The sequence below is a fragment of the uncultured Acetobacteroides sp. genome, from assembly GCF_963667355.2.
Lineage (GTDB): Bacteria > Bacteroidota > Bacteroidia > Bacteroidales > ZOR0009 > Acetobacteroides.
Map to the genome: position 1 here is coordinate 271,233 of NZ_OY763328.2, position 13,275 is coordinate 284,507.

At 46.9% G+C, this 13,275-nt stretch carries 12 protein-coding genes; 5 read left to right on the forward strand and 7 right to left on the reverse strand.

All coding sequences use genetic code 11. The features are described from left to right. Positions 1 to 3: 3 nt before the first annotated feature. On the reverse strand, positions 4 to 345 hold the full coding sequence (locus ACHZA1_RS01155) for a hypothetical protein (RefSeq protein ID WP_320053406.1): 342 nt from the start codon (positions 343 to 345) through the stop codon (positions 4 to 6). Positions 346 to 598: 253 nt separating this feature from the next. Between ACHZA1_RS01155 and cas6 the strand changes: the two genes are divergently transcribed. Continuing rightward, positions 599 to 1,447 carry a CRISPR-associated endoribonuclease Cas6 gene (gene cas6, locus ACHZA1_RS01160; protein WP_320053407.1) on the forward strand — a complete coding sequence of 283 codons (849 nt, stop codon included), beginning with the start codon at positions 599 to 601 and terminating at the stop codon, positions 1,445 to 1,447. 154 nt (positions 1,448 to 1,601) lie between these two features. Next, entirely contained in the window at positions 1,602 to 2,384 is a 783-nt protein-coding gene (locus ACHZA1_RS01165) for a sulfite exporter TauE/SafE family protein (protein ID WP_320053408.1), read from the forward strand. 8 nt (positions 2,385 to 2,392) lie between these two features. Here ACHZA1_RS01165 and ACHZA1_RS01170 read toward each other — a convergent pair whose 3' ends face one another. The 6 genes from ACHZA1_RS01170 to ACHZA1_RS01195 all read right to left on the reverse strand — a co-directional run bounded on the left by ACHZA1_RS01170 (position 2,393) and on the right by ACHZA1_RS01195 (position 9,847). Beyond that, positions 2,393 to 2,830: a hypothetical protein gene (locus ACHZA1_RS01170; RefSeq protein WP_320053409.1), complete on the reverse strand. Its 438-nt coding sequence runs from the start codon at positions 2,828 to 2,830 to the stop codon at positions 2,393 to 2,395. A gap of 247 nt (positions 2,831 to 3,077) precedes the next feature. Continuing rightward, on the reverse strand, positions 3,078 to 5,147 hold the full coding sequence (locus ACHZA1_RS01175; RefSeq protein ID WP_320053410.1) for a M3 family metallopeptidase: 2,070 nt from the start codon (positions 5,145 to 5,147) through the stop codon (positions 3,078 to 3,080). Between the two features lie 441 nt (positions 5,148 to 5,588). Beyond that, positions 5,589 to 6,071 (reverse strand): PaaI family thioesterase, encoded by a 483-nt coding sequence (locus ACHZA1_RS01180; protein WP_320053411.1) that lies wholly within the window; start codon positions 6,069 to 6,071, stop codon positions 5,589 to 5,591. Positions 6,072 to 6,098: 27 nt separating this feature from the next. Next, positions 6,099 to 6,884 (reverse strand): amidohydrolase, encoded by a 786-nt coding sequence (locus ACHZA1_RS01185; RefSeq protein WP_320053412.1) that lies wholly within the window; start codon positions 6,882 to 6,884, stop codon positions 6,099 to 6,101. A gap of 80 nt (positions 6,885 to 6,964) precedes the next feature. Further along, on the reverse strand, positions 6,965 to 7,783 hold the full coding sequence (locus ACHZA1_RS01190; RefSeq protein ID WP_320053413.1) for an aminotransferase class IV: 819 nt from the start codon (positions 7,781 to 7,783) through the stop codon (positions 6,965 to 6,967). A gap of 21 nt (positions 7,784 to 7,804) precedes the next feature. Beyond that, positions 7,805 to 9,847 (reverse strand): thioredoxin domain-containing protein, encoded by a 2,043-nt coding sequence (locus tag ACHZA1_RS01195; RefSeq protein ID WP_320053414.1) that lies wholly within the window; start codon positions 9,845 to 9,847, stop codon positions 7,805 to 7,807. A gap of 292 nt (positions 9,848 to 10,139) precedes the next feature. Between ACHZA1_RS01195 and ACHZA1_RS01200 the strand changes: the two genes are divergently transcribed. The 3 genes from ACHZA1_RS01200 (at position 10,140) to ACHZA1_RS01210 (ending at position 13,245) form a co-directional block, all read left to right on the forward strand. Continuing rightward, positions 10,140 to 11,597: a thioredoxin-like domain-containing protein gene (locus ACHZA1_RS01200; RefSeq protein ID WP_320053415.1), complete on the forward strand. Its 1,458-nt coding sequence runs from the start codon at positions 10,140 to 10,142 to the stop codon at positions 11,595 to 11,597. Between the two features lie 346 nt (positions 11,598 to 11,943). Next, positions 11,944 to 12,639: a hypothetical protein gene (locus ACHZA1_RS01205; RefSeq protein WP_320053416.1), complete on the forward strand. Its 696-nt coding sequence runs from the start codon at positions 11,944 to 11,946 to the stop codon at positions 12,637 to 12,639. Beyond that, the gene (locus tag ACHZA1_RS01210) at positions 12,640 to 13,245 is read left to right on the forward strand and encodes a YigZ family protein (protein WP_320053417.1); all 606 of its coding nucleotides are present in this window, start codon (positions 12,640 to 12,642) and stop codon (positions 13,243 to 13,245) included. It abuts the gene before it with no gap. Positions 13,246 to 13,275 lie beyond the last annotated feature (30 nt).

Sequence of the window (13,275 nt, forward strand, 5' to 3'; positions counted from 1 at the left end):
CGGTTAGTTTTCATCAACGCTATTATCCTGACGCTCCCTATTAATCACCAGAAGGTACTCCACCATTAAAATAAAGATGAGGAGGAAGTAGGACTCCTGTAATCCCAAAAAATTAAGCAGGACACACATCGATAGCACGGCTAAGAGCACCAATCGCTGCTTATCAATACTCTTAAATGGGCTTTTCCAGATTTTTCGATAGTAGGCGATTCGCACCAAAACGTAAAAGAGGAAAAGAAAGTTTAGCGCTATCTGCCCAGCTGTAGTGCTAAACATCATAAGCGCCCCACAAGCGAGAACGCCTGCCCCAACCCAATAAATTAATAGCTTATCTGACTTATTCATCACTTTCTTATTTCATTACAAATGTAGTCAAAGCCTTTTATGCTTTAAAATTATTACAATCAATTCCCCTCATCGAACAACTTTTTTCGCAAGCACATAAATATTAAAAAACGTGTTAAATATTTATCTATCTATTTTAATAATGTTAGCCTTTTTTATTTAGATTTGTAGCAATAACGATGCTGACTACATCATTCTTATCGAAAAGGGATCCAGGCGTTTAAACTATAATCATATACTTACAACTTAGCAGATGCGGTTTCGACTAAAACTTCAGGTAGACCATGAATTTGGGAGTATCCTCCCGCTGAATTATCAATTAGAAGTATCTCAGTTAATCTACGACATTCTCACTGATGACAATTACAGCTTTAGGCAATGGCTTAAGTACAACGATATTCCATATAAAAACCACCCCCCTTTCTTCAATTTTTCGAACATTATAGTTGTTGATCGTAAAATTTATGGGGATAGAATGCTCATACTCTCCGATACGGTTGAACTTACCATTTCATTCCTATTCGACAACTGCACAAAAGAGTTTGTACACTACGCATTCGACAACCTGATATTCAAGTTAGGAGACTCCGTATCAAAAATTCGCCTTAAAGTTGTTTCCATAGAGCGACTTTTCAGCCCAAAATTCTCCGACAATATGCAATTTGTTGCTCGATCACCAATTGTACTAAAGAGTTTTGGAAATTCCCGATATGTAAGATTCCTAACCCCTACCGATCTTGAATACAACGATCTTTTCATCCAAAACCTAGAGGATAAGCATCGAATCTACAAAGGCAATTGTATAGAGAACCAAAACGTATACACGTCAATAGAGCTTCTAACCGAACCAAAATCGAAGCTGCTAGGCATTAACGGACAACAGAAGGAATTGGTAAAAGGCTATCTTTTCCGTTTCACCATCAACGCCCCCAAGGAGCTGCTTGAAATCGGATACCGAATAGGTTTTGGAGATAAAAACAGCTTAGGCTTCGGCTTTTGCGATATTCTATTCCCTACCGAGAAAAAATTGGAGCCAGTACTCGATCTACAAACCTCAAAAATGCCTACCGCACCAGAGGAGGCATCAACACCCCAAGATTAAATACAGCACCTAATACCTTGAACAAAGTTTCAGGTAAACCAGCATACCGATCAACGACATAAACCAAAAATGCTTTTGGGTGGTTCTGCCATCAAAAAGCATTTTTTTTACACATAGCGCTAATTCCGTTTATCTTGCAGCAAATAAAGTTGAAATGAGTACAACAACAACTATAGCGCTTATCATTTCGGGGCTGCTTGTTGGATTTATCAACACGCTTGCTGGTGGAGGAACCATTATATCCCTATCTCTATTCATGTTTTTGGGTCTACCTCCTGCAGTTGCCAACGGAACAAACCGCATTGCGGTTATTATCCAAAACCTTGTTGCTGTTGGAAACTTCCGCAAGCAAAAGATTATTGATACAGACAAAGGCATAAAGCTGGCGATTCCTACAACCATCGGTTCCGTTATAGGCGCCAGCATTGGAGCAAACATAAATCAGCGCATTTTTGAGGTTAGCTTTGGCATTATCATGCTAGCCATGCTTGGCATGCTAATCTTTAAACCAGAAAAGTGGCTGAAAGGAAACCAGCAGCTTGCCGACAAACCCGTATCACTGAAAAGCCATCTGCTATTCTTCCTTATCGGTATATACGGAGGTTTTCTGCATGTGGGAGTTGGCTATTTCATTTTAGCCGCAGCAGTGCTTGGATCGGGGCTCAATTTAGTGAAGGCTAATGCCATTAAAAACCTTATTGTTCTCTGCTACGTTCCCTTCTCGCTTCTGGTCTTTGTGATAAATAATCAGGTAAGTTGGAAGTATGGCCTCATACATGCCATTGGAAATGTGATTGGAGCATACGTTGCCTCGCGATGGGCAATCAGGTACGGATCGAATTTTATCCGTTGGATTATGATCTTGCTTATTCTTGTATCTATTGCGCAGACGTTTGGGGTAATCAACCTACAAGCAGCAATTCAGATGGTAAAATAGGAAGTCTTCTACTGTGCCAGGTAAGCGGTGTGGGTATCGTTATCAACAGCCAAGTACATTGTATGACCATGATTATCCTGCAACTCGAAGTAGCTTAAGCTGCCTTCAAACACCTGCCGGTTAAAATGCCGATGTGCCTTGCAGAATATTTGTTGAATACTATCATTAACGCTGTAAATCCATTTGCTAGCATCAAGCGGATAGTTTCCCTTATAGCGGAATGAGACATACGCCCTTGTAGAATCGGGCATAAATGAGATGCTAATCTTGCTTGCGGTAGGGTTAATGGAGTTGGGAATCAGCCCATCCTTTATCAGCCCATCCTCGCTGGCCTTACCAAGATTGTCGTATGTTCGTAGAATTTCGTCATCATTAGCAACAAAAAGCGCCATCAGCACAAAAATGCTGAAGAGCGATGCCAACAAAGGAATAAAAAACCACTTCATAGATTAGCGTTCTTTTCTTTTTTAGTTCCGCAAAGGAAGAAGTATTAACGAATCGGCAGTCGAATTTAGAGCTAAGATTTAATACAAAAACCAAGATTAACAATTGCCACCAATAAGCCTGTTAAACTTCCATTATGTAAGTAGAAAAACCCCATTACCACAAAAAGTAAACGCAAACAAATAAAAAAAAACCATCAGGTAGCCTACTTAGCATAGCGGATGGTTTTAATCTATTCGTAAAGATCGGTTAATTCTTCAAACCACTTCTCTCCAAGAGGGCATCAACAGTTGGCTCCTGCCCCCTGAACTTCACGTAAAGTTTCATAGGATGCAGGGTTCCACCCTTCGAAAGGATGTTGTCGCGGAACGATTGAGCTGTCTTGGTGTCGAAGATGCCGTTCTTCTTAAAGAGCGAGTAGGCATCGGCATCGAGCACCTCGGCCCACTTGTAGCCGTAGTATCCTGCGGCATAACCTCCGGCAAAAATGTGCGAGAATGCCGAAGAAGTGGCCGTTCCATCAACTGCGGGAAGGATATCTGTTGCAGCAGTAGCGTTACGCTCAAAGTCGATCATGTTTCCGGCAAACGGTGCAGCTTGCGAATGCCAAGCCATATCGAGTAGCCCGAAGCTTAGCTGGCGCAGCGATGCATACCCAGCCTGGAAGTTGGCGCTCTGCTTAATCTTGTTGATAAGATCCTGTGGAATCTTCTCGCCAGTTTGGTAATGCTCGGCAAACATATCGAGAAACTCCTTCTCTACAGCCCAGTTCTCCATGATTTGCGATGGCAGCTCCACAAAGTCGCGGTACACGCTGGTACCCGACAGGCTTGCATACTTGCCGTTGGCAAACATTCCGTGCAAGCCATGGCCGAACTCGTGAAGGAAGGTTTCCAGTTCGCCAAAGGTGAGCAGCGATGGGCGACTCTCGGTTGGCTTATTGAAGTTGAACACTAGCGAAACTACCGGACGAACATCCTTTTTACCATCGTTGTACTGCGAGCGGTAGTTGGTCATCCAGGCACCGCCATTCTTGCCGGCACGGGGATAGTAGTCCATGTAAAGCACCGAAAGGAACTTGCCATCCTTATCGTACACCTCGTAGGCTTCAACATCCTTATTATACACCGGAATGCTGGCATTCTTCTTAAACGATATGCCGTACAGCTTGCCGGCGAGGCCTAGCACCCCATCGCGAACCTTCTCGAGTTGGAAGTAGGGCTTTACCAGCTCGTCGTTTACGCTGTACTTCTTATCCTTTAACTTCTCGGAGTAGTACGACCAGTCCCAACGCTGCAGCTCGAAGCTGGCGCCGCTCTCCTTGGCAAAGGCGGTAACCTCTTCAACCTCCTTCTTACCGGCAGGCTGTGAGGCACTGAGCAGCTGGTTGAGCAGGCCGTTTACCTTATCGGCGCTCTGGGCCATGCGCTCCTCGAGCACATAGTCGCCATAGGTGTTATAGCCAAGTAGCTTGGCCATTTCGAGGCGAAGGTTCACCGTTTTGGCAACAATCTCATAGTTGTTGTACTTGTTATTCTGAAAGCCGCGCGATCCGTAAGCCTTAAAGAGCTTTTCGCGAAGCTCTCGGTTATCGGCATACTTCATGAAGGCCATAAAGCTGGGCATCGACAGGTCGAAGGCCCAACCGTCTAGCTTCTTCGACTGAGCAATTCCTTTGGCCATCTCGCGGGCACCATCGGGGATGCCGGCCAAATCGGCCTCGTTGGTTATGTGGAGCACAAAGCCGTTGGTTTCGGCTAGCACATTCTCATCAAACTGAAGCGATAGGTCGGAGAGTTCCTTGCTGATTTGGCGGAAGCGCTCCTTCCCCTTCTCGTCGAGGTTGGCGCCGCTGCGCACGAAGCCCTTGTAGGTTTTCTCGAGGAGCATCTGCTGCTCGTCGTCGAGTTTAAGGGTGTTACGCCTATCGTACACCGCCTTTACCTTGGCAAACAGCGCAGGGTTTAGGTTGATATCGTTCGAGAAGTCGGAAAGCAATGGGGCAACCTCGCGGGCTACCGCCTGCAGCTGCTCGTTGGTTTCGGCCGAGTTGAGGTTGAAGAAGACGTTGGCAACACGCTCGAGATCTTCACCACTGCGCTCTAGGGCAACAATGGTGTTGTCGAAAGTTAGCGCTGCCTTGCTGGCTACGATATCATCAACCTGCTTTTTGGCCTTTGCAATTATCTCCTGAAAGGCAGGAACGTAGTGCTCGGGCTTAAACTGTTCGAAGGGGGGCGTCTGAAAGGGGGTATTCCACGCCGTAAGCAGCGGATTGGCCACCTTATCCTTGTCCTTCGTTTCGGCAATTGTACTCATACTAAACAACAGTAAAATTGTTGGTAAAACTATTTTCTTCATAGCTGATTTATGTGGTTTGCAGCCCAAAGGTAGCATCTTGGGAGATACAAACCAACAGAAGATAATCGAACGATGTGGGCTATGCTCCCTCACACGGTGCTTTTTACGCCAGAACGCCGAAAACAAAACCCTACTCGGGGTTTTCTACTCTAGAACGGTTGCGTGCAAAAACCAGATCGGGGTTTTATACGCCAAGTCGCTAGCGTGCAAAAAACGATTTGGGGTTTTACACACTAGGCCGCTAGAGTATAAAAACCCACTCGGAGTTTTAAACGCTAGGCCGCTAGAGTACGAAAATTGGTTCGGGGTTTTATATGCTAGCGCGCTAGAGTGCAAAACCTCAGCTGGGGTTACATTTTTTACGGTAATCAAGGAGATAACCACCCCATCTACGCGCCTCTATTCCTCGTAAAAGGCCTCAATCCCCGGATAGTAGAACTTCTCCTTGGCCTCCTGCTCGCTAAAAATGAAGTACACGGCTTCAGCCTCGGCCATCACCTTTCCTTCAGAATTCAGGATGTGAGCCTTAACAGTGGCAAGTCTGCGATTAACCGAATCCACCCATCCCCGTACGGTTAGCGCACCACCATCAAGGTAGATGGGCTGGCGGTACTTTACGCTGATGGACGAGGTTACGCCTGCCGTCTTGCACTTCACGTTTACCACCCAGGCGGCCACCTCGTCGAGCAGCGTGGCCTGAATGCCGCCGTGCAGCACATTAAAGTAGCCCTCGAAGCGCTTCTGCGGCTCCCAGGTGGCAACGATATTGTCGCCATCCTCGAAGAACTCCAGCTGCAGCCCAATCTCGTTGGCAGGCGAGCAGCCAAAGCAGCGGTAATCCTTGGGGTGATGCTTTACGAATGGGTTTACGATCTTTCTCATCAATATATAAAGGTATGCGGAATAGGCTTAGTCGAGGAGATGGAAGCGATCGCCGTCGAGCATGACGGGGAACTTCTTCCTAAAGCTTAGGAGATCATCCATCGACAGGGTTACCGTTTCAGCTCCGGCAACGCTCGGTGCTAAGCTGGAGAGGTATTCGCCGCGCGAGCTGATAGCGGCCGAATCGCCCGAGTACGTCAACCCAGCACCGTCAACCCCTACCCTATTTACGCCAACCACGTAGCACTGGTTTTCGATGGCACGGGCCAATAGCAGCGTTCGCCAAGGGAAGCTGCGCGCAGCAGGCCAGCTGGCGATGTAGATCAGCAGGTCGTACTCGTTCTGGTTGCGGCTCCAAACTGGGAATCGCAGGTCATAGCAGATCAACGGGCAGATACGCCATCCCTTGTACGACACCACCAAGCGCTTGTCACCTCCGGCGTAGTGGTTATGCTCGTTGCCCATCCTAAACAGGTGGCGCTTGTCGTAGGTATGCAGCGTGCCATCAGGCTCAGCAAAAAGCAGGCGGTTGTAATAACTGCCGTTCTCGGCAACAATCACGCTCCCCATAATGGCCACCTTCGCCGATTGAGCTTTTTGGGTGATCCAGCGAACCGCCTTACCATCCATACCCTCGGCCAACACCTCGGGCTCCATCGAAAAACCGGTGGTAAACATCTCGGGAAGAACGACCAAATCGGCCCCAGCAGCATTCTGATCGATGATGCCGTCGATCAGCTGCAGGTTTCCATCCACATCGTGCCACTTCACATCGGCCTGAACTAGGCACACCTTAAGCTCATTCTGCTCCATAATCTCTTTTTCTTATGATTTGCCAAAGTAGCGAAAATCGAAGCTGATGGTAACGCATCAGCAGCGCCAGCACCTTACTTTTAAAGGTATTTATGCTGAAACAATGTCTTATCCTGTGCAATTCGGGCATGATAGCATTGCGAAAGCTGCTCGACAACCGACATAGGCACAGTTAGCGGCAGCCCCTCTATCTCGGCAATGGGCAGCACCGATGGCGATGTGCCCGATATAAATCCGGCTACCATCCTATCTAGCTCATCAACGCCAACCGCCCTCTCGACAAGAGGTAGTTTCAGCCTTTGGATCTCCTCAATAATAACCATTCGGGTGATGCCGCCAAGCACGTCGCCAAGCGGCGCCGTAATAACGCTACCATCAGCATCTATAAAGAAGAGGTTGCTGCGGCTACCCTCTGTTATTTTCTGCTGATGGTTCACCAGCACCACCTCGTAGTATCCTTTTCGGGCGATCAGGGCATCGGCTTTACCCCTCAGATGCTGGTTGAGCACCTTGGCGTTGGGGTTTGCCCTCTCCTCGTACAGCAGCCCAACCGAAACACCCTTACGGTACATTTCCTTCGACGGGTAGCGGCTCTTGATGAAGCCAGCGTAGAAATCCACCCCGTCATCCGACACGTTTACCACGTACTTCAGGTTGCAGCACTGCACGCCGTTCTTTTGGGCTAGGTCGAATAGCAAACTCGCCAACGTCACCTTATTTATATGGTACGAAACTCCGGCAAGACGGCACGAGGAAAGAAACCGATCGAAGTGCTCGTCAAAAAAAATAGGTAACCCGTCAATAAAGCGAATTACCTCGTAAACCTGCTTTTGAGGAGCCGCTATCGGCAAAGCCTCTACTATCGAACTATTTTTAATGATAAAGGGAAACTCAAACATTTCTCAAAAATTTCCTCCAAGTTATAAAACGTAGCACCTTCGCAGCTCAAGCGCATTTTCTTTAAGATCATTTATACTTCCCGTAAAGCTCCGACAAAGATTATCGGCGCAGAGGTAGATCGATGTCTCACCATCCTTCCACCTATTGCGAAAAATCAGAGCATCAGACGGCCTTGTTGATCCCCAAAACTGCACATTGGGGAGGTATTCCCTATCCAGCTCGTGCTTCAGCGCAATGGCATCAGCACCAACAAGCGTCACCTCTGCCGGAGCAAACGTCAGGTTAATAAGCAGCAGCCCCCAGTTGGCAATAAAAGGTCCAGCACCCGACATCTGGTTTTGCATATTCGAGAGCATCTGAACGGCAATCCTTTTGTACGCCGTATTGCTCAGCGCAACCGAAAGGTAGTAAAGCGACCGTGCCAGCGACGAGTTGGACGATGGTGTAACACCATCAACAAGATCCATCCTCCGTCCAAGGGGCAGTACCACATCCGAGGAGGTATAGAAAAACATTCCCGATTCCTCATCATAGAAGTCGGACAAGCACACCTCTACGAGCTTTTTTGCCTTATCGAGGTATTTAAAGTTAAACGTTACCGTATACAGCGCAATGTATGCATCGATCAAAAAGGCATAATCGTCGAGCATGCCGGCAATCTCTTTGCCCGGAGCATATCTTGCACGTAGCAGCTTGCCGTTGCTCATCAATGATTGCTCTACCTGGCTAATGCATTCGGCAGCAACCACCAAGTATCTGGGCTCATCGAATACCGCAGAAGCCAACGCAAACGACTTTATGGCTAAGGCATTCCACGAGAGGATTTGCTTAGTGTCGATGCCCGGTTTTTCTCTTAACGAACGAAAGCAGGATAGTTTCTTCAACGAGAGTTCTATTTTATCCAGTACCTGCTTAGGGGGCATCGCGTACTTCGCACAAAGCTGCTCTACCGACATGGCAACGCTCAGTATATTCTGGTTGCACTCCACATTACCATTACGGGATACCCCATACCTATCACAGAACAAATCGGTATCACCATCCAGAATCGACTTTATCTCGTTGTATGTCCACAAGTAGAACGTTCCTTCTCCCTCAGCAGAATCGGCATCCATGGAGCAGCAAAAAAGATTGTTTTCCATGTAAAACTCATTCAAAAGGAATTCGAGCGTACTTACCGAAACCTGCTTATACTTCTGATCTTTGGTGTACTGATAGCCATTCATGTAAACAATGGCCAACAAAGCATTATCGTAAAGCATCTTCTCGAAGTGGGGCATAAACCACTGCGCATCGGTAGAATAACGATGAAAACCGCCCCCAATATGATCGTAAATTCCACCCTGCCAGATTCTGTCTAGGGTAAGAACTACCTGCTTCATCACGCTCTCATCTCGCATATGGTAGGCATACGAGAGCAGGAACTCGATGGATGATGGCATTGGAAACTTTGGAGTTGATTGTGTCCCCCCCCACTGAGTGTCAAACTTTCGCTTCCAAGGTTCTACAATCAACCGAAGAAACTTCGGGAGATAATCCAACCCCTGAGATTTTTCTTTGATAAGATCCATATTCCTTACGCCGTTGGCTAAGTCTCCAGCCACACTCTCCAGCCTCTTCTTATCCGAATGGTAAAGTTCATTTACCTTTTCCAATATCTCGATCCATTGCTGCTTCGGAAAGAAAGTTCCCCCAAAAATTGGACGACCATCAGGCAGGCATACCACATTTAGCGGCCATCCACCATTGCCGGTGATGATTCGCACCGCATTCATGTACTGCTGATCAACATCTGGCCGCTCTTCTTTATCAACCTTCACGGAAATGTAATGGTCATTCATCACCATTGCCACCTCTTCGTCGTCAAAGCACTCCCTTTCCATTACGTGGCACCAGTGGCATGCCGAATAGCCAATACTTATAACCATTAGCTTATCCTCAGCCATCGCCTTCTTAAACACCGAATCGCGCAACGCATACCACAAAACAGGATTATGGGCATGCTGCAACAAGTATGGGCTTGTTTCTTCAATTAAACTATTTGTGTACAAAGGGACCTTCATTTCCACAATTTAAAATGCAGTCTAAACAAACACTTGAGGGCTAAGTTGTGCCATACTCACGTTCATTAGACGTTTTTCTTAGCTGTTAACAGTAGATTAAGCCAGATAGCTTTACTCAAATAGTACCTTCATCAATGATTATAAGGAGCATTGTCCATTCCACCATACAACCAGCTTAATTCTGTCGACAATATTAACATATCTTGGGGATAATTGTTTAGACAAAAGAAAGCCAAATGAACAGATAATTCGCTTATTTTTGCCGAAAGACAATTCATCACACACATAGGCCATGAAGAAAACCATTACTTCACTATTACTTTGCCTCATCTTTACAGGTGGAATACTTGCGGCTACCGTACAAGGCAACAAAAAGGATACAGCACTAACCAGCAAAGGCAAGCACCATATCGAAATTAAAATCGACGGTGTTAAGGACGCTAAGCTTATGCTGGGATACTATTTTGATTCGTCAAAGTATGTAATGGACACGGTACCTATAAATCACGAAGGGGTTGCCGTATTTAAGGGCGATTCGCTCATCTATCCAGGTGTGTACATTGCAATCTTGCCCGACATGACCAACTTCGATTTCTTAATCGACAAAAACAACGAGGAGTTTTCGATTGAAACCTCAAAGAGCGATTTATGGGGTTCTTTGAAATTCAAAAACAGCCAAGTAAATACCGACTTCATATCGTACCAAAAGTATATGAAGCAAAAGCAGGAGCAGGTGGCTGCAATTCAGCAAAGAGGCAAAGAGAAAGCATCGGACCCTGAGGCGCAAAAACAGGTATCAGAAGAGCTCCGTAACATCGACCGCGAAGTAAAAGCAAAGTGGGAAGAACTCCGAACCAAAGAAAATGGCAACCTCCTTTCGCTGCTAATTTCCCTTGTTGAAGCACCTACAATGCCCGACTTTAACATTCCAGAGAATGAGCCCAAGAAGGATTCAATACTTTGGTCAAAAAGATACAACTACCAAAAAGAGCACTACTGGGACAACATCGACCTTTCTGATGCTCGACTTTTGAGAACACCCATTTTTGCATCTCGACTCCGCAACTATTTTACGAATATTCTAATTCAGGCCCCAGATAGCCTAAAGCCCGAGGTTGATAAGTTTATCGCAAAAACGGAGGGGAATAAAGATGTCTACCAGTACTGCGTTAGCTACCTGTTGAACTACTACAACAAGTCCAACATCATGAGCCACGACGAAGTCTTTCTACACATTGCCGATAAGTACTACCTATCAGGCAAAGCGCCTTGGTCCACAAAAGATCTACTCACAAAGCTTGCCGATCGCGCAGATAAAATACGGCCTAATCTGATAGGGAAAACCGCACCTAATCTGGTAATGGAGAGCGAAACAGGCGAATACCTTGCGCTAGATCAGGTAGAGAGCAAGTTTACCGTTGTTTACTTCTGGGAACCTAGCTGTAGCCATTGCCAAAAGGAAACCCCACTACTTTACAACCTATACAATAAGGTACGAAACAATGGGGTTCAGGTTTACGCCATTTACACCCAATACAAAAAGGACGAGTGGACAAAATACCTCGCAGAAAAGGGATACGATTGGCTCAACGTCTGGGATTCGAACTACAACTCCAACTTCCGTGCGCTATACGACATAACATCGACCCCAACCATCTACCTTCTCGACAAGGATAAAAAAATCATAGCGAAGCGCATTAGCGTTGAAACTCTGGAAAAGATTCTTACCGAAATTAATCCAATGCAATAGCACCAAAGCGACCTAAACAGGTCGCTTTCTTTTTTTGATAGCTCTACACACTGCAAGGCCATAAGCATAACGCGCTAATCGTCAAAACAAGTAAAGGCCAACCAGACTTGCTGTTGATAATTTCTTCAAAAAAAAGTTACAGCGAAACATCATTTTCTCTATCTTCGCACAAACAAAACAGACGATGGGCTTTTTGCTGCTAAGTATATTATCATCTACCCTTATCACTCTAGTTTTTAAGTTGGTCTCACGACGGAAGATCGATATTTTTAGCTGCATCGTAATAAATTACCCAATTGCTTGCCTCCTCGGATTTGTTTTCTCAAATTTTTCAGGAGGCTTTTTTTTGACTCCAAAATTCGTAAGTGCCGCCGTTATCGTCGGCATTTTGTTTATCATCACCTTTAATCTTGTTGGGCTTTGCACGGCCAAGGCCGGGATGAGCATTACCACCATTGCCAGCAAGATGTCGCTGGCCATTCCTATTTGCATATCATTTATCTTCGACAGCAAGGACATCATTACACCAAATAAGGCTATTGGCATCGGCTTGGCGATTGTTGCCGTTATTCTAGCCACCTTTAAGAAAAGCAACCAAAAGGCAAGCGGCCTGCTTGCCGTACTTCTACCTGCAATTCTGTTTGTTTCGATGGGCTTAACCGACTCTATGGTTAAGCTGGCGCAGCTTACGGCCGTTCCTAGCGAGTACAGCGCAAACTTTTCGGCGCTTACGTTTGGGATTGCGGGAATCATCGGCTTGGCGGTGGCCTTTTCAACCGGCAAATCGAGCCACCTAAAGGATCGCAGCACCTTGCTGTTTGGCACGGCTCTGGGTATCGCAAATTTTGGGTCGCTCCTGTTTTTCCTATACGCGCTCAACTCGAGGATTGCCAGCTCGATCGTGTTTGGCATCAACAACGTTGCCATCGTAGTGCTATCGGTGGCTATCGGCATGATCTTCTTCAAGGAAAAGCTATCGGCCATCAACATTGCGGGCGCGCTTGCGTCAATCATCAGCCTAATTTACCTAGCATCAATTTAAATGGACGATACGTTTAAAACCATAGCGGAAAAGGCAGAGGGGCTCTACAAGGAGAAGGGCAGCAAGTTTATTGCCTACGCCTACCCGATTGCGGGCGAGGAGGAGGCCAAGGAGCTTGTGCAGGGCCTTAAGAAGGAGTTCTACGACGCCCGCCATCGCTGCTACGCCTACCGGATTGGCCCCAAGGGCGAATCGTTTCGGATGAACGACGACGGCGAGCCATCGAGCACGGCGGGGCGCCCCATATACGGGCAGCTGCTCTCCTTCGATGTTACCAATATCCTTGTGGTGGTGATCCGCTACTTCGGCGGGACAAAGCTCGGCGTATCGGGCCTGATCAACGCCTACCAGGCGGCCACCAGCGATGCGCTGCAGAACGCCGCCATCGTAGAGAAGACGGTTGACGTAACGCTCACCGCCCAGTTTGGCTACCCAATGCTCAACGAGGTGATGAAGGTGATCAAGGACGAGCAGCCCAGGGTGGAGCAGCAGAGCTTCGACAACAGCTGCACCGTGCGGATGAGCATTCGGAAGAGCCGTGCGGAGGTGCTCGAGGCCAAGCTTGCCAGCATCGACGGGCTGAGCCTCGACATAGTGGGGAGATAGCAAATCAATATAAGAAACACAACAGCATCC

Coding starts and splice junctions, on each gene's coding strand:
- ACHZA1_RS01185 (WP_320053412.1), bottom strand. CDS start 6,884: ATGGAGCAGAATGAGCTTAAGGTGTGCCTAGTTCAGGCCGATGTGAAG.
- ACHZA1_RS01155 (WP_320053406.1), bottom strand. CDS start 345: ATGAATAAGTCAGATAAGCTATTAATTTATTGGGTTGGGGCAGGCGTT.
- ACHZA1_RS01170 (WP_320053409.1), bottom strand. CDS start 2,830: ATGAAGTGGTTTTTTATTCCTTTGTTGGCATCGCTCTTCAGCATTTTT.
- cas6 (WP_320053407.1), top strand. CDS start 599: ATGCGGTTTCGACTAAAACTTCAGGTAGACCATGAATTTGGGAGTATC.
- ACHZA1_RS01165 (WP_320053408.1), top strand. CDS start 1,602: ATGAGTACAACAACAACTATAGCGCTTATCATTTCGGGGCTGCTTGTT.
- ACHZA1_RS01210 (WP_320053417.1), top strand. CDS start 12,640: ATGGACGATACGTTTAAAACCATAGCGGAAAAGGCAGAGGGGCTCTAC.
- ACHZA1_RS01200 (WP_320053415.1), top strand. CDS start 10,140: ATGAAGAAAACCATTACTTCACTATTACTTTGCCTCATCTTTACAGGT.
- ACHZA1_RS01190 (WP_320053413.1), bottom strand. CDS start 7,783: ATGTTTGAGTTTCCCTTTATCATTAAAAATAGTTCGATAGTAGAGGCT.
- ACHZA1_RS01180 (WP_320053411.1), bottom strand. CDS start 6,071: ATGAGAAAGATCGTAAACCCATTCGTAAAGCATCACCCCAAGGATTAC.
- ACHZA1_RS01175 (WP_320053410.1), bottom strand. CDS start 5,147: ATGAGTACAATTGCCGAAACGAAGGACAAGGATAAGGTGGCCAATCCG.
- ACHZA1_RS01195 (WP_320053414.1), bottom strand. CDS start 9,847: ATGAAGGTCCCTTTGTACACAAATAGTTTAATTGAAGAAACAAGCCCA.